The sequence below is a fragment of the Paenibacillus sp. GQ49 genome, from assembly GCF_059759055.1.
Map to the genome: position 1 here is coordinate 31,960 of NZ_JCAXEL010000017.1, position 19,801 is coordinate 51,760.

19 protein-coding genes and 2 pseudogenes are annotated in these 19,801 nt (G+C 44.8%); 10 read left to right on the forward strand and 11 right to left on the reverse strand.

The features are described 5' to 3' along the window. Positions 1-26 precede the first annotated feature (26 nt). A complete protein-coding gene (locus AC6CIF_RS23810; protein WP_498201756.1) occupies positions 27-1,070 on the reverse strand; it encodes an LCP family protein in 1,044 nt (347 codons plus the stop codon). Positions 1,071-1,365: 295 nt separating this feature from the next. Between AC6CIF_RS23810 and AC6CIF_RS23815 the strand changes: the two genes are divergently transcribed. Further along, the gene (locus AC6CIF_RS23815) at positions 1,366-2,340 is read left to right on the forward strand and encodes an aldo/keto reductase (RefSeq protein ID WP_498201824.1); all 975 of its coding nucleotides are present in this window, start codon (positions 1,366-1,368) and stop codon (positions 2,338-2,340) included. A gap of 144 nt (positions 2,341-2,484) precedes the next feature. Here the strand turns inward: AC6CIF_RS23815 and AC6CIF_RS23820 are convergent, their stop codons facing one another. From AC6CIF_RS23820 to AC6CIF_RS23830, 3 genes are all read right to left on the reverse strand, one after another. Further along, on the reverse strand, positions 2,485-2,946 hold the full coding sequence (locus AC6CIF_RS23820; RefSeq protein WP_076213897.1) for a MarR family winged helix-turn-helix transcriptional regulator: 462 nt from the start codon (positions 2,944-2,946) through the stop codon (positions 2,485-2,487). 134 nt (positions 2,947-3,080) lie between these two features. Then, positions 3,081-3,758 (reverse strand): TIGR00266 family protein, encoded by a 678-nt coding sequence (locus AC6CIF_RS23825; RefSeq protein WP_017691614.1) that lies wholly within the window; start codon positions 3,756-3,758, stop codon positions 3,081-3,083. Next, positions 3,755-4,150 carry a winged helix-turn-helix transcriptional regulator gene (locus tag AC6CIF_RS23830; RefSeq protein WP_017691613.1) on the reverse strand — a complete coding sequence of 132 codons (396 nt, stop codon included), beginning with the start codon at positions 4,148-4,150 and terminating at the stop codon, positions 3,755-3,757. The genes AC6CIF_RS23825 and AC6CIF_RS23830 overlap by 4 nt, the downstream gene beginning before the upstream one ends. Positions 4,151-4,314: 164 nt before the next feature. On the opposite strand from AC6CIF_RS23830, the gene AC6CIF_RS23835 reads away from it, so the two are divergent. The 7 genes from AC6CIF_RS23835 to AC6CIF_RS23865 all read left to right on the forward strand — a co-directional run bounded on the left by AC6CIF_RS23835 (position 4,315) and on the right by AC6CIF_RS23865 (position 12,722). Then, on the forward strand, positions 4,315-5,529 hold the full coding sequence (locus tag AC6CIF_RS23835; protein WP_498201757.1) for an MFS transporter: 1,215 nt from the start codon (positions 4,315-4,317) through the stop codon (positions 5,527-5,529). Between the two features lie 196 nt (positions 5,530-5,725). Continuing rightward, positions 5,726-6,583, forward strand: coding sequence for an aldo/keto reductase (locus AC6CIF_RS23840; RefSeq protein ID WP_498201758.1), 858 nt, complete (start codon positions 5,726-5,728; stop codon positions 6,581-6,583). 572 nt (positions 6,584-7,155) lie between these two features. Continuing rightward, complete coding sequence (locus AC6CIF_RS23845; protein WP_498201759.1) at positions 7,156-7,866, forward strand: response regulator; 711 nt, start codon at positions 7,156-7,158, stop codon at positions 7,864-7,866. Next, positions 7,863-8,864: a sensor histidine kinase gene (locus AC6CIF_RS23850; protein WP_282319900.1), complete on the forward strand. Its 1,002-nt coding sequence runs from the start codon at positions 7,863-7,865 to the stop codon at positions 8,862-8,864. Before AC6CIF_RS23845 ends, AC6CIF_RS23850 begins: the two co-directional genes overlap by 4 nt. A 97-nt stretch (positions 8,865-8,961) precedes the next feature. Continuing rightward, positions 8,962-9,732, forward strand: a complete 771-nt coding sequence (locus tag AC6CIF_RS23855) for an ABC transporter ATP-binding protein (RefSeq protein WP_221820000.1) — start codon at positions 8,962-8,964, stop codon at positions 9,730-9,732. Next, a complete protein-coding gene (locus AC6CIF_RS23860; protein ID WP_498201760.1) occupies positions 9,707-11,602 on the forward strand; it encodes an FtsX-like permease family protein in 1,896 nt (631 codons plus the stop codon). The genes AC6CIF_RS23855 and AC6CIF_RS23860 overlap by 26 nt, the downstream gene beginning before the upstream one ends. 547 nt (positions 11,603-12,149) lie before the next feature. Further along, entirely contained in the window at positions 12,150-12,722 is a 573-nt protein-coding gene (locus tag AC6CIF_RS23865; RefSeq protein WP_498201825.1) for an undecaprenyl-diphosphatase, read from the forward strand. A 309-nt stretch (positions 12,723-13,031) separates the two neighbouring features. Here the strand turns inward: AC6CIF_RS23865 and AC6CIF_RS23870 are convergent. The 3 genes and pseudogenes from AC6CIF_RS23870 to AC6CIF_RS23880 form a co-directional block, all read right to left on the reverse strand. Beyond that, a pseudogene (locus tag AC6CIF_RS23870) lies at positions 13,032-13,334 on the reverse strand (ABC transporter permease); the annotation flags it as partial. 86 nt (positions 13,335-13,420) lie between these two features. After that, positions 13,421-14,176: a hypothetical protein gene (locus AC6CIF_RS23875; protein ID WP_498201761.1), complete on the reverse strand. Its 756-nt coding sequence runs from the start codon at positions 14,174-14,176 to the stop codon at positions 13,421-13,423. Between the two features lie 77 nt (positions 14,177-14,253). Further along, positions 14,254-15,000, reverse strand: coding sequence for a hypothetical protein (locus AC6CIF_RS23880; protein WP_498201762.1), 747 nt, complete (start codon positions 14,998-15,000; stop codon positions 14,254-14,256). 105 nt (positions 15,001-15,105) lie between these two features. Between AC6CIF_RS23880 and AC6CIF_RS23885 the strand changes: the two genes are divergently transcribed. After that, on the forward strand, positions 15,106-15,291 hold the full coding sequence (locus tag AC6CIF_RS23885) for a hypothetical protein (RefSeq protein WP_498201764.1): 186 nt from the start codon (positions 15,106-15,108) through the stop codon (positions 15,289-15,291). A 215-nt stretch (positions 15,292-15,506) separates the two neighbouring features. Here AC6CIF_RS23885 and AC6CIF_RS23890 read toward each other — a convergent pair whose 3' ends face one another. After that, positions 15,507-16,190, reverse strand: coding sequence for a hypothetical protein (locus AC6CIF_RS23890; protein WP_498201765.1), 684 nt, complete (start codon positions 16,188-16,190; stop codon positions 15,507-15,509). Positions 16,191-16,328: 138 nt separating this feature from the next. Between AC6CIF_RS23890 and AC6CIF_RS23895 the strand changes: the two are divergent. Further along, positions 16,329-16,469: pseudogene (locus AC6CIF_RS23895) on the forward strand (aldo/keto reductase); the annotation flags it as partial. A gap of 138 nt (positions 16,470-16,607) precedes the next feature. On the opposite strand, the gene AC6CIF_RS23900 reads toward AC6CIF_RS23895, so the two are convergent. From AC6CIF_RS23900 to AC6CIF_RS23910, 3 genes are all read right to left on the reverse strand, one after another. Next, positions 16,608-16,784: an aspartyl-phosphate phosphatase Spo0E family protein gene (locus AC6CIF_RS23900; protein WP_433748828.1), complete on the reverse strand. Its 177-nt coding sequence runs from the start codon at positions 16,782-16,784 to the stop codon at positions 16,608-16,610. Positions 16,785-17,155: 371 nt separating this feature from the next. Continuing rightward, complete coding sequence (locus tag AC6CIF_RS23905; protein ID WP_498201766.1) at positions 17,156-18,565, reverse strand: transcriptional regulator; 1,410 nt, start codon at positions 18,563-18,565, stop codon at positions 17,156-17,158. A 617-nt stretch (positions 18,566-19,182) separates the two neighbouring features. Next, complete coding sequence (locus AC6CIF_RS23910) at positions 19,183-19,677, reverse strand: GNAT family N-acetyltransferase (RefSeq protein ID WP_498201767.1); 495 nt, start codon at positions 19,675-19,677, stop codon at positions 19,183-19,185. Positions 19,678-19,801 lie beyond the last annotated feature (124 nt).

The following is a 19,801-nucleotide window of genomic DNA, read 5'->3' on the forward strand; positions in this document are numbered from 1 at the left end:
ATGAGCATTTGCACAAGATTGGATGCTTATGCCGCATCACTCGTCTCCGATTGTTCCGCTGACTCCGGTTCAATTATCTCGGTCGCATCCGGGTCTAGCCAACTGGCGATCATGCCACGCACATACTGCAGATCGTCCTCCGACAGATCGTAGTACCATGTGCCACTGCGCGTTGCACCCTCCCCCTTCAGCATGTAATTGCTGATCGTGGGTACACTGTCTTTCATATATAAGGACTCGGCAAATTTCACGATAAAGTCCGATGTCATGTTGGTTGTAAAATTCGATCCGGCAATCTGGATTACGTCCGGGATCTTGGTCAGATTTTTGACTTCCAGCGCACGATTCATGAAGGCACTTAGGAAAATCCGGTGACGCATCGTCCGATTGAAATCGGAATCTTCCCGGTAACGCACATATCCAAGCGCTTCTTCGCCGTTATAGATCGGTTTATTCGCTTCAACAAACAGCTTCTCATGAATTTTGAGCTTGTTCTCAATATTCTTTTTGATTGGCAGTTCCACACCGCCCACCGCATCAACAATATCCTTGAGCCCGTTAAAATTAATCGCGGCATAAAAATCCACTTTGTTCCCCAGCAAATTCTCCACCGTATCCATCGCCATCTCGGCTTCACCGTGGGCATACGCTGAGTTGATCTTCGACTTCACATCCCGGCCGACAATCTCGGTATAGGAATCACGTGGAATGGACAGCAGCAGCACTTTATTGTCTTCTGGACGCACGACGGAATAGATGATGGTATCCGAACGGCTTGGTTCGTTATCCCGTTGGTCAATCCCTAGCAGCAACAGCGAGAATGGGTCCGTATGTTCCACGACAGGGGCATCCTTATCGCCCGCTGGTACAAAGGAGTCATCCAAGGCTTCCTTCACCGTAGTTGAAGCGAACATATTAAAGGCAAACACGACGAGTTGCTTTTGATAAATAAATCCGAGTCCTCCCAGCACAAGCAGCACACTTAGGGTGATGATTAATGGCTTCTTCCATTTCTTCTTTGGTTTCTTCGGCTTCCGTCTTGTTAAATGTGCGGCACTGTTTTCCATCATATCTCCTTTAATAACGGGTTCTTAGAATCATTTAACTATATTAATAACACGTTTTCAATAGATTACGTTATAATCTGCTATACAAACGCATGTTCAAAAAGTCTGATTTTCAGTACCGAGAAGATGGAATGAAGCTAGAAATGGAGTAGCGGAGCGTAGGGAAAACTACGTGAGCAACGGACATTTCGGCTGAATTTCATATTCGATGCTGATGATGCCACCAGGCATCATTCGTAATCAAAAGTGGACTTTTTGAACTACCTCTATAAGATGTACATAAAGGGAGCGATGAATGATGGAATACCGACGTTTGGGCAATAGTGGTTTGCGTGTGTCGGCACTGGGGCTTGGCACCAATGCATTTGGCAAACGCGCGGATGAAGCGGCTTCCACCCGCATTATTCATGCAGCGATGGATCAGGGCATTAACTTTATTGATACCGCCAATATCTACGCAGGCACGGAATCGGAACGTATCATCGGACAGGCTCTCACAGGTCGACGGGAAAACGCGGTGCTTGCCACCAAGGCCGGCTTACCCCGGCATGATGGTCCTCATGGGCGGGGTTCCTCCCGCTACCATCTGCAACAAGAGCTGGAACATAGCCTGCGGCGTCTGCAAACGGATTATGTGGATCTGTACCAGATCCATACCTTTGATCCGCATACACCGCTGGATGAAACACTGCGCACACTGGACGATATGGTCACTTCCGGCAAAGTCCGTTACATCGGAGCCTCCAACTACGCAGCCTGGGAGCTGATGAAAGCTCTGGGGATCAGTGAACAGAAAGATTATGTGCGCTACATCTCCACCCAAACCAGCTACTCTCTGGCTGACCGTACACCCGAGCTTGAACTGGTACCGTTGTGTCTGGATCAGGGTGTAGGCATTATTCCGTACTTCCCGTTGGCAGGTGGTATTCTCACGGGTAAATATAACGGACAGACCCGTGTGCCTTCTGGTTCCAGAGCAGACACCGATCCGTCCTTCAACCGTTTCCTGCTGGAGCATAATATCCAACTGAGTGATCAAGTGAGTGCTAAAGCTGCCTCATATGGTTGCTCCCCGAGTGTGCTGTCACTCGCATGGCTGCTGACACGTCCAGCTGTATCCACAGTGATTGTTGGCGCTACACACACCGATCAATTGGAACATAATCTGGCTAGTCTGGACATGTCACTGCCCGATGAGCTGTTGGCCGATCTGGACCAGATCAGTGACTCTTTCCGTCGCCGCGAGCCGTTTGCGTCCTACCGAATCGATTGAGCAACCGAAACAGACCTCCCGACAAGATGAAGTCAGGAGGTCTATTTGTATTTTGCAGAGGTGCTATGATTATTAATAATCAGAAATTTTCCCAGTTCCACTACATTCTGTAGTTTAATAAATTAAAAAAAGATATATTACGGATCAACTCTCTGTTTTTTGGCGAAGAAACTCCTGCATGATCTCCATATACTCTTCCTTACGATGATCCAAAGTTTCGAAGAATGCCTTGTCCGACTCCTCGACCAGATGAATTCCCTCCACAGCCAATCGGGTTCCTTCTTCCGTTGTTGTGATAATGTTGGCACGCGTATCTGTCTGATGACGGGCGCGGGTAATTAATCCCCTTTTTTCAAGCGCACGTAGAACCTGAGAAGTTACGTTAACATCCACCTTGGCAAAATGAGCAATTTGAACCTGAGTAACTCCTTTGCCTTCCTCATCGTGTTCATTGAGCCACAAACAGGCGTGCAATAATACAAATTGAGGTTGTGTCAGTTCGAGGGGCTCCAGCACCCTGCGTACTTCCTTTTGCCACATGGATGTAACCTGCCATAACAGATATCCCGGGCTTTCTTGTGCGTTTTTATACCTTGAGCTTGTCATCTCATACCTCCATGATGTGCGACCTTATGCAACAGAATATGTACCCGTCAGTCAATGAAGTAAATCCATTATTCATATAACGATGATGGAAACATATCCGTTGCAATTCTGTGTGTTCTTTCTCAAAAAAATAATTAGCGGGCAGGAATAAACTGCTTCACCCATTGTCCGAATCCTTGCGGATTGCGGCTCTGTATAAGAATAGTTCCTTCTCCCCGGAACCGACATACCAGTCCTTCTCCACTTGTAACACTGGATAACCAGCCCTGTGAAGCTTTCTCAATACGGTAATCTACATAATGAGGCCATGCCACCAAATGGGCGTTATCGACGATCATTTCTTCACCTGCTGCCAGATTAATCGCATGGATGGCACCATAGGAAGACAGAAATACAGTTCCACGTCCGCTGATCTCAATAATGAAGAAACCTTCTCCCGAAAAGAGACCTTTCTTCAGGTTTTGCATTTTGGTATTCACCTGAATGCCCTCGGTTCCCGCCAGAAATCCGTCTTTCTGCACATAGAGTGAATAGGAACCGTCCAATTCAACAGCTTCTACATCGCCCATGCTTGAAGGTGAGAGCAGAATCTCTGCCGACCCGCCCGCAGCCGTCAGTTCCTGAAAGAAAAACTTCTCCCCGCTCAACATCCGACCGAACCCGGCAAACATCCCGCCTTCTGCTGAACCCTTCAGTTCAACCGTAGGCGTCATGGATACCATCGCACCACTCTCGGCCTTGAACCGCTCTCCCCGCTGCAAATGTACCTTGAGCATCGCAAAAGCACCATCATATAAAATCTCATAGTTCATGGTTGCACCAGCTCCCTATTGTCAGAGTTAAAATCATTGAGTCCATTATCTTCCAGAACTGCTGATTTGTCTCCGTATTCCTTCACAATATGTTGATCTCCCCAATTACAGAGCGCATTGAGAATCGGTTCAAGACTTCTCCCGTAATCACTCAATTCGTATTCTACTTTGGGAGGGACCTGATTATATACGATACGGTTTACGATTCCGTCGTTTTCAAGCTCTCTGAGTTGCTGTGTTAACATTTTCTGTGTAATTGCGGGCATAATACGCTTGAGATCACTGGTTCGTCTTTTCCCATGTGTCAGATGACAGAGAATGACGCATTTCCACTTGCCACCGATCACTTCTAAGGTCGCTTCAACCGAGATGTTATATTTTTTTCTTACCATAACTTGCTTCCTCCCTGATGAATTGGATTACCTCCGTCGCATGCTGTATAGGCACCAAAAAGTACGTAGGGTACTAAAAAGTACGTACTATTCAATCTATACCGAATAACTCATAATAGCATTTGCCGGTACGTAAATCTACATTCGGGGGAGTTGAGCATGAAATGTTACAAGATTCAAAACGCAGCACGTGGGCACTGTTAGCACTGGCCATTAGTGCATTCGCAATCGGTACCACAGAGTTTATCAGCGTTGGGCTACTGCCCCTCATTGCAGATGACCTGGGCATTTCCGTAACTACAGCGGGACTGACCGTTACTTTATATGCATTAGGCGTTACCTTTGGGGCTCCTGTTCTGACCTCACTGACGTCTACCATATCACGCAAAACGCTATTGCTTGCCATCATGATTGTCTTCATTGCGGGTAACACGATGGCTGCATTATCGACGGGCATCACCATGTTACTCATTGCACGAGTAGTGTCCGCTCTGGCACACGGGGTGTTCATGTCCATCGGCTCCACAATTGCAGCCGATTTGGTGCCTGCCACCCGTAGGGCGAGTGCTATTGCCATCATGTTCTCCGGTCTTACCATTGCCACAGTAACCGGTGTACCTCTCGGTACACTCATCGGCCAACATTGGGGCTGGCGCGCTGCCTTTATCCTGATTGTTGTGGTTGGCATCGTTGCAATGATCAGTAACCTGATACTCGTGCCATCCACGTTGAAGCGAGGAACACGGACGGCATTTCGGGATCAGCTGAAGCTCGTTACAGGTGGACGCTTGCTGCTTGCTTTTGCCATAACTGCTGTTGGGTACGGAGGAACATTTGTTATCTTTACGTATCTGTCCCCGTTGTTGCATGATATTAGCGGATATTCCGAGAAAACAGTAGCGTCCATCCTATTGTTGTACGGAATCGCCATCGCTGTTGGCAACATCATCGGCGGTAAAGCAGCCAATCGCAACCCGCTCAAGGCGCTCTTCTATATGTTCATCATTCAGACCATCATTCTCGGCGTAATGTACTTCACCGTCCCGTTTAAGTTGGCAGCACTACTCACCATTATGGGTATGGGCCTGCTCGCCTTCATGAATGTGCCTGGTCTTCAGATGTACGTTGTAACCTTGGCTGAACGATATGCACCACAGGCCAAGGATGTAGCCTCAGCCTTTAACATCGCCGCATTTAATGCAGGGATCGCTATAGGTGCCTATTTGGGTGGAGTGATCAATGATTCCATCGGTTTGATTCACACGACATGGGTCGGAGCCTTGATGGTACTCGTAGCTGTAATCCTGACCGCATGGGCTAAAACGCTGGAAAGCAAGGATCAACATGCATCAGTCGAAATGGAGAAAGTTTCGTTCTAATTTCCATTCCGACCATAGGTCTCACTCTTATATATATCAGTTCCAGCCTTGGAGGGGAACCGGTTTCACAATGTAGTTTATTATACTATAATACGTTGAACCCAATTTGATCTACTATGATTTAATTTTGTATGATAAAACAACAAAAATTCAGCTTAATATGACTGATTTTTACACACTTTAAGGAGGAAATCTCATGACAACAGCTCAAACCGCACAACATTTACAATCCACAGTAACTCTGCATAACGGTGTTTCTATGCCTTGGTTCGGACTTGGTGTATTTAAGGTAGAAGAAGGATCTGAACTGATTGAAGCCGTGAAAAATGCGATTAAACATGGCTACCGAAGCATTGATACTGCTGCAATATACGGCAATGAAGCCGGTGTTGGTCAAGCGATTGCAGAAGCTTTGCAAGAAAATAACCTGAAACGCGAAGATCTGTTTGTTACATCTAAAGTATGGAATGCAGACCTTGGATATGAAGAGACACTTGCCGCTTTTGATACCACATTGAACAAACTGGGACTGGAATACCTGGACCTGTATCTGATTCACTGGCCTAAGGCAGGCAAATACAAAGCAGCCTGGAAAGCAATCGAGGAACTGTACGCGGCTGGTCGCATTAAAGCTATTGGTGTAAGCAACTTCCAGATTCATCATCTCGAAGACCTGATGCAGGATGCCAAAGTGAAACCGATGGTCAATCAGGTGGAATACCACCCTCGCCTGACTCAGGTTGAGCTTAAAGCTTTCTGTGAGAAGCATGGTATCCAGCTTGAAGCTTGGTCGCCTCTAATGCAAGGTCAGCTGTTGGACAACCCAGTGCTCACGGCGATTGCTTCAGACAAAGGCAAATCGGTTGCACAAGTCATCCTGCGTTGGGATCTGCAAAATGGAGTCATTACGATTCCGAAGTCCACCAAGGAAAACCGGATTATCGAGAATTCCTCCATCTTCGACTTTGAACTTTCAAATGAAGAGATGGATCAAATCAGTGCTCTGAACGAAAATGTACGCGTTGGACCTGACCCGGACAACTTCGATTTCTAATTGAAGTTGTCCACATGATTCAGGGTTGATTTACAGCAAAATAAGTAGGGCAAAACCTCCAATTCTCATTATGTACGAGAGTTGGAGGTTTTTTGGCGTGGATTCACATCAAAGCCTATATTTCTATAAAGTCTGTTCTAAGCACACGCACTTTCGAATCATGTACTCCACTCCCTGTGCCTTGGATCAGAACAATGACAACTTCATCTTCCTCATCTGCATCTAAATCAACGACCGATATTTGAGGATAAAAGGAGGGATTTGCTATATTGCCCCATTTGAAGGTTTTCATTTCACCATTTATTACGATCTGCTGAATTTTAGCTGCCTCGCCTTCCAAATCCTTAAGGCTAACGTCAGTAAATTATATCCATTATAGCGAATGATGTTCGTTCTCCTATCCTTAGATTCGATGGGTTTGTAACGATTATCAGCAATTATGTTTATGTTAATATAGAGACAGTCGCTCCATTCACTACCTCGGTTGCGAGCGGGTATGCCGCGCCAGGGGCAAGTAGAGCAAACAAGCTGTGCTTCTTATGGACACGATGACGCAGAGGAGGAGAGTTGCAATGTATCGCATATGGATTGTGGAGGACGATCCGAATTTGGCTTCGCTTTTACAGGCTTATCTGGAAAAGTACAACTTAACAGCGCAGTACGCGGACGATTTTGAAGATATAATGGCGCAATTTAAGCATTACGAGCCCCATCTTGTACTGCTGGATGTCAATCTGCCGAGTTACGACGGGTATTACTGGTGCCGGCAGATCCGCAAAGTGTCTACCTGTCCGATCATCTTCATCAGCGCCCGCTCAGGCGATATGGATCAGGTAATGGCGCTGGAGTACGGAGCCGATGACTATATGACCAAGCCGTTTCACCATGAGTTGGTCATTGCCAAGGTGCGCAGCCAGTTGCGGCGGGTGTACGGTGAATATGCGGGGGATGCGCGGGAAAAAATGGTCGAGCAAGGCGGGCTCGCCCTCTATCCGGAGCGGCTGGAGCTGAAGTGGCGGGGCGCGACTGTCGCATTGGCGCGCAAGGAGGCGGATCTGCTGGACCTGCTGCTTCTACGCTACCCGCTGGTCGTTACCCGCGAAGCACTGCTGGATAGGCTGTGGGACGACCAGCAGTTCGTGGACGAGAACACACTGAACGTGAACATCGCGCGTGCCCGCAAGAAACTTCAGGAGATCGCGGTTGCGGGCAGTATCGAGACGGTGCGCGGGTCCGGATACAAGCTAGTGCTGGAAACGGACGAATTGGGTGAACCCAAATGAAGCTACTAATCCGTGAGCATTGGCCCATGTTTGTTATGCATCTTGTTCAGTTGACGCTGGTTGTGGCGATCTACTGGCTTGATGGCTATCGCAACGTGTACACCGCCCTCTATTCGATATTTCTTGGCATGGTCACCTTGCTAGTTTATACTGGTTGGCGCTATATCAGCCATCGCAAGATGTACGATCGGCTTGCGGAGCCGCTAAATGAGCTGGATAAGTCTGCGGCTGGTTCCGGCAGCAGTGCCCCCATCGCGCAGGCAGTCGACCAACTGCTGCAGGCGCAGTATGCACTGTACATGACTCGTATCACAGAGATGGAGCGGCGCCGCCGTGAGCATTCGACATTCATTACCCAATGGGTCCACCAGATGAAAACGCCGCTTTCGGTTATCCACCTGCTGACCGAAAACGAGAGCGACCGGCGGCAGGTCGACATCCGCGACGAAGCAGACCGAATCCAGTGGGGGCTAGAGACAGTACTGCACGCGACCCGGTTGGAGACGTTTGAGGAGGATTTCCAAGCGGCGCATGTGCCACTTAAGCGTGTTGTGCGAAAAACGGTCAATGAACACAAGCGGCTGTTCATTGTCAATAATCTATACCCTCAAGTTCAGATGGACGATGAACTGACGGTGCCGACCGACGAGAAGTGGATCGGGTTCGTATTGACCCAATTGCTGTCGAACGCGATCAAATACTCTGCTGGCTGCGGCCGGACCGTCGCCATTCGCGCCTGGCGGCAAGGCGCGAAGACGGTGCTGGAGGTGGCAGACGAAGGCATCGGTATTCCGCTAGCCGACTTAAAGCGGGTGACTCGGCCGTTCTACACTGGTGAGAGCGGCCGCAAGTTCAGAGAGTCGACGGGAATGGGGCTGCATCTGGCACAAGAAGTTTGCAACCGACTGGGCCACGAGCTGGAGATCGATTCTACCGTTGACGTTGGCACCCGGGTGCGGGTTTATTTCTTGACTGCGGTCAAGCTTACATCGATGTAAGCTAAATGTAATCTTCGTCGATTGGTCTGCTCGGCGAGCCCGCCGTATACTTGAGGTGGAGAACAAGAAATCACCAGCTACATGAAGGAGCGAGGATATGGAACTTCTGCGAACAACTCATCTGGGCAAGATTTACAGCGGCCAGGTCATGCACCGGGCACTCGGCGATATATCGTTCAGCGTCGAGAAGGGCGAGTTTGTCGGCATTATGGGGCCATCGGGCAGCGGCAAGACGACGCTACTACAGTTGATCGCGACGATCGACAATCCGACTTCCGGTGAAGTGCTCATCGACGGCCAGAACCCACACCAATTGGGCCACAACGCGCTCGCCCGGTTCCGCCGACAACAGCTTGGATTTATTTTTCAAGACTACAATCTGCTTAACACACTGACAATTTTAGAAAATATCGTGCTGCCACTGACGCTGGAAGGTGAGAAGGTGCGCACGATGGAGGAGAAGGCGCAGAGAATCGCTGACAGGCTTGGGATCGCCTCCATTCTGGACAAGTGGCCCTATGAAGTATCTGGCGGACAGGCGCAGAGAACGGCCATCGCCCGGGCGATCATTCACGAGCCGAAGCTGCTGCTGGCTGATGAACCGACAGGTAACCTCGACTCCAAATCATCTCGGGACGTTATGGAGACGCTGACGGCGATCAACCGGGCGGACGGGGCGACAATGCTGCTTGTCACGCATGACGCACTAGCTGCCAGCTACTGTCACCGTGTGCTGTTCATCAAGGACGGTGAACTCTACAACGAGATTCACCGCGGGGACAGCCAGCAGGCGTTCTTCCAAAAAATCATCGATGTACTGTCACTGCTTGGAGGGAATGCGCATGACCTTTCAACAATTCGCGTTTAATAACGTCATGCGCAACAAACGCCTGTACATAGCGTATTTTCTCAGCAGCGCATTTGCAGTGATGGTGTTTTTCGTCTATGGCGTTTTCGCCTTTCATCCGGGGCTAGCAACGAGAGAAATCGGCAGTCCGGTAACGATCGGATTACTAGTGGCGCAGATGCTCATCTACCTATTCTCATTCTTCTTTGTCCTTTATTCAATGAGCGCTTTTATCAAGTCGCGCAGCCGAGAGTTCGGATTGCTGGTCATGTTCGGCATCACCAATATGCAGCTCCGGAGGCTCGTATTTATCGAAAATATTGTGATTGGTTTCGGCGCCACGCTGACTGGCGTCGCGTCCGGGCTGGTACTATCCAAGATATTGTTGCTTGCGGCGGAGTCGCTGATTGGGATGGAGGAAGAGCTCCCCTTCTACATGCCGTACCGAGCGCTCGTTCTGACCTTTGCCGCGTTCATGCTGCTTTTTCTGGGGATCTCGCTATTCACGGTGCTGTTCTTTCGCGGCAACAAGCTGATTGACCTACTCAAAGGATCCACCAAGCCCCGGCCTGAGCCCCGCGCTTCGATCTGGCTGTCACTCGCGTCGCTCGCACTGATCGGTTGTGGATATGGTGTTTCGCTGGTCGTCGAAGGCTTGATGGTCGTGTATGCATTGCTGCCAGTGACAGTGGCGGTCGTCGTCGGGACGTACTTTTTGTTCACTCAATTGAGCGTATATACGATCCGCGGCTTGAAGCACAACCGGAGGCTATACTGGCGACGAACGAACTTGTTGTTTTTCAACGATCTTGCTTATCGGATGAAGGACAATGCCCGCACTTTTTTCCTTGTGACGATCCTGTCGACTGTCGCTTTCTCAGCAATCGGTGCCCTAGTCGGGTTCAAGACGATCCTTACTGAGTCGATTGAAAAACCGTTCGCCTTTGAATATATCTCGTATGCGGGGAACTCTCCGGAACAGGCCGCCTCGGCGGTGGATGTGATCGAACATAAACTTTTCGTGGAGGGAATTCCCTTCACGAAGCTACAGGCCGAGCTGCGCTCTTACAAACGAGCCGAGAGCAACGAAACGGTGATGATCGTCAGCGAGTCAATGTACAACACATTTGCCGTTGTCGCCGGGGATCAGAAGTTGAAACTAGGAGCAAACGAAGCGGCTATCGTCCAGTACAACTCAATAGACGGAAGAGGCGAATCCTTCGACGAGCAGGAGCTGGCCGTGGAAGGCGGCGGGAAACCACTGTTGATCACACAGAGCGCCTCCTTCTTAATGTCGGAGTACATGTTGAAGTACAACAAGTACTATGTCTTGAATGATGACCGCTACGAGCAGCTGCCGGAGCCGCAATCGTCCGAGGGCTACTATGTGTTCGCGGTCAGTGACTGGGAGGCAACAGAAGCAGTCGGCCAGCAGCTGGACGGTGAGATTGGCCTTTCCAAGAATGATAGCTTCTTCTCACTGGCGTTCCACATCAAGCAGTTGCTTCAGAGCTATAGCGCAGTGATGTTCGTTGGGTTGTTCATTGGCGTGGTGTTCTTTGTGGCGTCCGGCAGCTTCCTCTATTTCCGACTGTACACGGATCTGGATGATGACAAGGCGAAGTACGCTTCAATCATGAAGCTCGGGCTGACCAGCCATGAGCTGTCGAAGATTGTCACTCGCCAGATGGCTATTCTGTTCTTCCTGCCGATTGCCATCGCGATCATTCACGGTGCAGTGGCACTGACGGCACTGCAGGGCATGTTCAATTTTTCGCTCATCAAAGAGTCGATAATCGTGTTGAGTGCATTCGCGATCATTCAAATCGTGTACTTCCTGGTTATCCGCAGCGGCTATTTGCGGCAGCTTCGGTCCGGTGGAACCGGATAATCTCGTATTAAAGAACGGTTACAAGGGGACGATTTGTACGACCTTTTCATGCAAAGAGACAGAAGAGTATAGCAGATTGCTGATAGAGGACGTCCTGTAAACGTATTATTGTAACGTTGATATTCCTGTTTTTCGGGATTACGCCATGAGGCGTCATCTAACAGCTAAGAATCGCTATTATGTTGGATGAAGTTAGCTGTTTAGCTGTTTCTATTGTCGGCCCCGACGATGTTTATTACAATATGTGCAAAAAAACTAACTGCGTAAACCATTATTTTTACAGTTGTGTTTGAGATGGGGAATATAGTATCGCAAACTATGACTATAAAGCGATTTTTCCATAGTCAGTCGTACATTTGATTGCGGAGTTCCTGCATACCCTTCGTTCTATTCCTATGTGTCTCTTTATGCTGCTGCCGTTAGGACTAGTGGCAACAATAGCCTACTTTAAAAAATTGGATAATCACTGAGGTAGGCTGGTTGGAGTTCTCCATTGGAAGTTGGAAATTCAGGTGGAGGTGGGATTTTGTTTCAATGGGATATTGATATGTTCCGGACGATTAATGATCTGGGCAAACAGTTTACTTTTCTGAATCCCGCTGCTGTCTTTGTGGCGGAATATATGCTGTATGTACTAGCGTTAACAATGCTTGTTTATTGGTTCACCCGCAGCAGCCGGAATCGGATGATGGTTATCCAGGCAGGGCTTGCTTTTGTTTTGGCAGAGATCATCGGTAAATTGGCAGGCAAGTTTTATGAGCATTATCAGCCGTTCGCGGTATTGCCAAATGTCAACAAACTCCTAAATCATGATATAGATAATTCTTTTCCGAGCGATCATACGATTTTGTTTTTTTCCATCTCTGTCTCCTTCTGGCTTGTCCGGAGAAAGGGTGGGTGGCTCTGGCTGGCGCTTGCTTGTTGTGGTGCTGTCTCCCGCGTTTGGGTTGGAGTTCATTATCCAATAGATATTGCAGTGGGAGCGTTGATTGGCATCATTTCAGCTTTGTTCATCTATTGGTTGGCACCAAAGCTTGGGATTATCAGGCGGTTTCTGGCTTTATATGAAAAAATGGAACAGCGCGTATTACCTGTCCAACGTAAGTCTGGTAGTATGTAAATTCCCGCCAGTGCCAGGTTTGTTACGATATGTCGAAACAATTGCTATGTATCTGGTCTTAAACAAAAATGCGAAAAACGTAAACTGTGTAATTAAATCCAGTAAACTCATCGATTTCCGTACACTAAGGAGAAATAAGCAGATATTATCTTTAGTGGTTTGTAGCGCACAATAAAAAGCGGTAGCAGGTCTAGAACTTCTTGGTTCCTAGATTGGCTACTGCTTTTTTAACGAGTCTGTAATAAGTGGATTTATGATTTTGATCCCTATATTTTGCGAATGATTGTTCCTTTCAGCGTAGAATGATATTTATTCTGCCCCTCTCTCTTTAACGAAGAACCATAATCCAATTGCAAAGAAAAAAATAGTATAGATGTTGTCTATCATTACCGATATAGGTAAGCCAACTAATTCTGATTTATGTTGTGAAGTGCTCCACTAGACACTTAAATCATCATGATGAATGAATAGAATGTGCGTCCATGATATGGATAAGAGGATATTTCCAAATATTAACTAAAAAAAGTATAACACTAAGCTTCCGCCTCCCCCGAAAGCAGCTGATCTCGTCCATACGCCTATAAAGGATGCTAAGCTTGCATATAGGCAGCTTGACAGGAGTAAGACCACATCGAGAAAATTTGAAACAGGAACTCTATGTCAAACGATTGAGGTTATCCAAACTTTTTATATTAACTTCAAAGATCAATAGGTTTAACTTCAATTTGATCCGCAAAAAATTCATTCTCGGCACTGTCAAATTTGTAAGTGATATTGAATTCACACACATATGTGGTAGACACGCCTACCGACCCCACAAGGTTTAATTTTATTTTTTGATTCTCCAAAAAATATATGTATACACCACCAAAACCAAGGCTATCTTGCTTGTGATCCGGCACTGGATCAAATCCATAATTGAAATTGTGTTCTTTTCCTTGCGCTTTAACCGAAATCGCTAGTGTACCGTCCCCCTTTTTAGCAACATGCGTTTCAATCTGTTCAGCAACAATCTCCTCATAGCTTTGGACTTTAATTTCGGTTAAGTCCTCGGAATTCACCACATGAATATCGAAGTTATCTAAGCCTGTCCCTTTTCCAGTTTGGATGATAATTACGGCTTCTTCCTTACCATCACCCGTAAGATCAGTGTAGAATACCTGCGGTTCAGTCCCAGTATCAGGAATTTTCCAATCAAAGTCCTTCTGACTTCCACTAATATTTAAGGTTACCCCTTCGATTCCATTCTTCGTTTCTTTAATACTATAGAGTTTAACTTCTTCATTTTGCGATGCCTTAATGATTTTCAAATCATTTTCTTTCTCAGACTGTGCTGTTACTTGTTTACTGGAAGACTCCCCCGTATTTTGCATAACCATTGCAGGCTTATCTGATTCACATCCTGAAAGCAATGCGGCAATCAACACCATCACTACACCAAACTCTTTTTTCAACACTATATTCCCCTTTCCACCTACCTGCTTATCTAATTGCTGAATTAACTGATCCGCTCGACCCCGTGACACTCCAATCAGCCCGAATAATCCTTTGTCATTTCTATTTCAGAAGGTTCAAATCTCCCATTAATCAATGCATATCTAACGATAGCTTCTCCTAAGTAATGCCCTGTTGAAATCTGAATTGGTAACTCCGCAATAAGATGACTATCCTTTATCTCAAATCTCAATATATTTTGAACTGTTGGTTGTTCAAACCAATCGTTAGAATCGTTCTCACTGAATTCAAAGGAGTGCTTCCGGCCATCAACTGAAACTGTATACTGTCGAATTTCCTTATCTGCTTTTAGGTCAACTTTAATATGACTTAGAACATATTTTTTCGGATCGGAAACCGTTATTTCTGTAAAATCCGATTTAAGCACATACACTTCTGAATCATGTACTCCAGTCCCTGTGGCTTTGGTCAAAACAATAACCATTTCATCTTCTCCATCTGCATCTAAATCAATGACCGATAGTTGAGGATAAAAGGAGGGATTCGTCACATTGTTCCAAGTAAATCTTTTCGTTGCTCCGTTTATTACTACATCTAAAGATGAAAATATATCTTTTTGTGCTTTTTCCTGAACACCATAAATAGCAATTCTCTTATCTGAAGTCTCGAATAGTAGTGTATGGGAAGTCGATGTATCAAGGGTTGTTATACTTTCTTTGGGGGTGCTTTCCTCAATCTGTGGTGGACTTAAAGACTGATCATTTGCCCCACATCCAGATAACAAAATAGCTCCTACTGTTGCGACAATAATGATTTTTTTCAAAAAGTGTATCCTCCATTTCATGTTTTTTTCAGTATATATATTGTTCTAATTGTAGATTATAATGTAAATATATTCTAAATATCAGCTAACGAAAGGGTAAACTTTATGAAAAAACTAATCATTCGAAAAAGACTATTATTTGTTGGGATTCTTTTATTTGCTGCAGGATTTACTTGCTTCAATATTGAAGAACTTTATGCTTACAAATCATTAGGAATTACCTCAATCACTTTTGGGTTGATTTTACTGATCTTATCAGGTTTTATTAGAGAAAAAAGAAGCCCGGATTGAATCTCAGCTCCTTCTTTGTCAGCTTTTTTGATTAACATTGATACCCAGTCCAACCAAACCATAGATCTTTTTAGAAATACCCTTTATATAACCTTATTTTGAATCAATTTCATAACTCACTAAAATGGAGTTTTGTAACTAGATATAGGCAAATTGAACCGTTTTGATCTATATCCAGCCTTGATTGAAGCAGCTAAAGGTATTATGAAATTGATTCATTTAGCAATTAATTGCTTTGTGCTCAGATTGAGCTTGTAAAAAACAACTTTTGTATCTTCTTCAGGGGTGCCCGCACCAACGGGAGGATGAACAACCAAAGTATTATTTTCGACAATTGGCATAGGCTCAGATTCAGAATACAAAAGTTTCTCAGAAACTTGACCCTTTTTAACAATCTCTAATAGGAATGCATCTCCACTTTGTTTGGTGACCGCGAATAAATACCCTTCCAATCCATGCCCTGTTTGGTATTGTGGGGTGAGAACATAAACATCAGCTTCTTTGAAACTTACCTTTTCAAAGGTTAATGTTTTGTCAGAAGGCTGGATAAATACATAAGCTGGCAGCTCTAATAAAACGGTATCCTGGCCATCGTATCTATAGATGATAGAATAATTACTCTGGAAGGACTGATCCCCTTCTTGTCCCTGTGTACTCGATACATTTAAATGGCCTCTCTCTTCCTTACCATTGGAAACCATAAGCAAGGTTCCCTGATCCGTTAGTTCAGACTTTGGAAATACACTAGATATATCACCTGAGGAATTTTGTTCTGGAGCAGAGGAATTATAGATGGTTTCTTGATTTATATTATTGCCAGATGTAGTCGCTCCAGTGTCTTTTTGATTATTACAGGCGAGGAGCAAACTAAATAGCAATACAGATGACGTTAATAGCAAAACATATTTCTTAATTGTAAACTCCCGCTTTCATATACATATTTTCCTAACATTATACCAATTCATTTATCCAATAAGTTTAAAAAATGTATTTCTTTGTTGAAAAATACGTAACATTTTATTCGACTCTATCACCATCCGAAGTCTACCAAAGAGCGTCGCATTATCGAGAATTCGTCTATCTTCGACTTCGAATTGTCCAATGAGGAGATGGAACGCATTAGCGCTCTGAACGAAGATGTACGCGTTGGACCTGATCCAGACAACTTCGATTTCTAAAATGAATCGGAGTGCTGATGCTTCATCATATTCTAAGTTGAAATTTATTTAGAAGATTTCATCCCGTTTTTCCTCATGATCTGTTAAAATTAAAGGGCGAGTGAACCCGGCAAAAGTCTCTCGCCCAGAGTCGATTGTTTACTCAATCGGCTTTTTTTGTGTTCCTTCTTTATTGTACTGATTAATTAAATCATCCAGTATCATAGACTGTTTGATTACTGCGGGATGTTGAACCCCCCTGTGCTTTTCTGCGAGGGCGTAAAGGCGATTCCTGGCACGTTCAATACGCAATTGCATGAGCACGCTTCTTTTCATAGAACCCAATCCTCCTTTGTGATATTTTAGGATTTGCTGTCAGATAATAGAATAATATTTTAAAGGCACAAAAAAAGTATTTAGACCTTCATTCTTCCAGATCTTTTTCTGAATCAGTTTCAAATTAATCAATTAAAAGCGTCCAAGTGAAGATTCACTTGGACGCTTTTGATTGATTGCTAATTTAAGAAGTTTTTGATAATTCCCCGCTCCAATTTAAGGCATGATCTAATCCATACCGAAACCATCCTCAAAACAAGAAAAGGATGTTCCCGAAAATCAGGAACATCCTATGTCCGCATAATAATTAAGTCCCCCAACCATGTCCCATTGCAGCCAATATTATTGGTGTAGATACGACAATCGTAACACTACAGAGAGCCAGGAAGTGTAACGCTTTTTTTCGCATTGAGCCGATGCACCTCACTTGATAGTTTTTTGAACTTCTCCTTTGCTTCAATATCCGCACACTTTCTGTATTGCTCAAAAAGAGTCATGCAAGTAATAATATTTTTACTACTATTAATTATAATCGATAAATTCAAACCTTCTAACACAAGTTTTATTGCAGTGTCAGCATCCTTGCTTGCATCGAAACGATATACGGCTAGATCACTGAGGAATTGGGCGTAGCTCTCTTTTAGAATAGTTGGCTTATACTCGCCAAACTCGGTTTTGTCCGACTGATATGGTATATATGCTGCAAAACGATCCAGGATGCCATCAATATTCAACCCATATAAATTCGCTGCTTGGACCATGTGCCGTACAGCAATGAATATTTCATCTTCATGGGACGCTATGTAATCAGCATACTCGTACATTACACCCACTTCTCCGGACATTAAGCGATAGAGAAAGGTGTTTGCAATGGCCCATTCCGAAAATTGTCCAAGAATTCGTTTGGCTTCCTCATCCTTTTCATGAACCCAACTTTCTCCGCCTGCATACAGGGATACAAATTCCAATGCTCTTTTGTAGTCTCCACACTCTTCACTGGCCGTAGACCGAGCCAGATAAGCATACAGAATATAGTAATACAAAGGTCTTTCCGTCCGTTTCTGGACTTCTTCTGATCGCTCAGATCGGCGTTGTAAATCATACTGAATCGTTGCAATCCTATGCATTTCCTTGGCTAAAGCATCGACTTTTGCCCATTTGTGGACCATTCCAAATACGTGCATCAATTGCTTTAATGCTTCAAGCTGATCCGCTTCATCAAGACGATTAACGTATAACTCAAATTGAGTTGCCGCACGTACATTCTCTTCCAGGTCCTCTCCCAAATCAATTAGGAACAAACGGTAATGGCACAGCGCGAGCCTTTCAGAATGCTGATACTTCTCCGCTTCACGAACACTCCTGTATAAAATCCCCGCAGCCAAACGTTTGTTATTGGAAAATAACTCTTCAGCTATATCAAAAAGCACGGAGACATAGGAGAGATCATCCAATAGACGATTAACAATTTGTTCGACACAATCTAAACGATTTAATTCAGCGCAGCGAATAATAAACGGCCGTATGCGCCTGATAGAGATCAAAGAGGAAAAGCATTCCTCTACGTAATCATCAAAAAAGAAATCTTCGGGTAACCCCATCCCTGCGGTAATGGCGACGAGTTGGCTCATAGATATGGGTTTATTCCCCTGCAAAATACGGCTAAGTGTACCGGAATTGATACCCGATATTTCTGAAAATTGAGAATGTATAATATGATTACTTTGCATATGCTGCAAAAGTTTTTTCCGAATTGAATTTGTAGACTCCAATACAAACACCTCCCGCACAAAACCAAAAATAGGATTTCATACCTATATATAACTTATCTTAGTTAGAAATCAACCATCGGTCAACAATAAATGTATTTTGAACATATTTAAGTTTAGAAGACGTTCCTACAGAGAAATTGTAAGAGCTTTCCTCTATATTCACCCGGCATAGGTTTCTCGCAAACCGATAATGTCGGCATATATAATTATACTTAACGAACTATAAGACGACAACTATAGATCATGTCTAATAGATCGTTATAACTTCAACGTAACTCATATACAATTTTGCTATACCATGTATAAGGGGTTATAACGTGAAACTAATAGAGGCACGCGAAGCAGCAGGATATACACAAGAATCTCTAGTACTGAAAATCAACGAATTTATGAAGTGTACCCTACGACATTATCAGAATATTGAATATGGATTAAAAATCCCCAGTGTTGTCCTCGGCCTGCTTATTGCCAGATTGTGCGGGATCGATGCAAATACTGTGGATGAGTGGAAAATCAGGAAGACGAAAATATAACACAAAAAGGATCGTCAGCATCTCTGCTACGATCCTTTTTGTCAACCCTGTCGTTGGATCACAATGACTTCACCAAGGAGTCCGATATCTTCCTTACGTATAAATTTCATCGAATTCTTTATTAGTCAGGCCATATACATATTCGTCATAGTGTCGTCCCTTAGTAAAGATCATATTTCTGATTCTTCCCTCTTGAACGAAGCCTAAATGCTCATGTAATGCTGTAGAACCGTCATTAAATGCATATATATGAGCATTGACCTTTACATATCCTAATTCCTCAAAGTAATATCGCAGTAAAATTTTTATCGCATCAGATGCATAACCATTGCGCCAATGCTCACGGAATATCGATACTCCATATTTGAAATTTCCACATCGAAGATTGCAGCTATTTGTGGAAATGCTCCCAACGAGTGTCCCGTCAAGCGTTTCTATTGCCATAAAGACGTTATCACCATTAGAACTATAAGCAGATTGATTTTCAGCCCAAGCCTTCGTACCCTCTTCTGATCTTGGAAAATGGATCTCGTCACATAATCTAGCATTCTCCGAATCAAGGAGGTGGAAACCTTGCCCGAGGATCACAATTATTTGTGACTACATGGTTCTCATTCCTTTCATATATGGAAAATTATAACATTATCTTTTATTAATGCAAAATAATTTCTAAAAACTTTTCGGTAACTCACTCACCAAGTCGTTGTTTGTG

Coding starts and splice junctions, on each gene's coding strand:
- AC6CIF_RS23835 (WP_498201757.1), top strand. CDS start 4,315: ATGTTACAAGATTCAAAACGCAGCACGTGGGCACTGTTAGCACTGGCC.
- AC6CIF_RS23860 (WP_498201760.1), top strand. CDS start 9,707: ATGACCTTTCAACAATTCGCGTTTAATAACGTCATGCGCAACAAACGC.
- AC6CIF_RS23885 (WP_498201764.1), top strand. CDS start 15,106: ATGAAAAAACTAATCATTCGAAAAAGACTATTATTTGTTGGGATTCTT.
- AC6CIF_RS23855 (WP_221820000.1), top strand. CDS start 8,962: ATGGAACTTCTGCGAACAACTCATCTGGGCAAGATTTACAGCGGCCAG.
- AC6CIF_RS23865 (WP_498201825.1), top strand. CDS start 12,150: ATGTTCCGGACGATTAATGATCTGGGCAAACAGTTTACTTTTCTGAAT.
- AC6CIF_RS23815 (WP_498201824.1), top strand. CDS start 1,366: ATGGAATACCGACGTTTGGGCAATAGTGGTTTGCGTGTGTCGGCACTG.
- AC6CIF_RS23820 (WP_076213897.1), bottom strand. CDS start 2,946: ATGACAAGCTCAAGGTATAAAAACGCACAAGAAAGCCCGGGATATCTG.
- AC6CIF_RS23840 (WP_498201758.1), top strand. CDS start 5,726: ATGACAACAGCTCAAACCGCACAACATTTACAATCCACAGTAACTCTG.
- AC6CIF_RS23900 (WP_433748828.1), bottom strand. CDS start 16,784: ATGAAAAGAAGCGTGCTCATGCAATTGCGTATTGAACGTGCCAGGAAT.
- AC6CIF_RS23830 (WP_017691613.1), bottom strand. CDS start 4,150: ATGGTAAGAAAAAAATATAACATCTCGGTTGAAGCGACCTTAGAAGTG.
- AC6CIF_RS23810 (WP_498201756.1), bottom strand. CDS start 1,070: ATGATGGAAAACAGTGCCGCACATTTAACAAGACGGAAGCCGAAGAAA.
- AC6CIF_RS23845 (WP_498201759.1), top strand. CDS start 7,156: ATGTATCGCATATGGATTGTGGAGGACGATCCGAATTTGGCTTCGCTT.
- AC6CIF_RS23850 (WP_282319900.1), top strand. CDS start 7,863: ATGAAGCTACTAATCCGTGAGCATTGGCCCATGTTTGTTATGCATCTT.
- AC6CIF_RS23825 (WP_017691614.1), bottom strand. CDS start 3,758: ATGAACTATGAGATTTTATATGATGGTGCTTTTGCGATGCTCAAGGTA.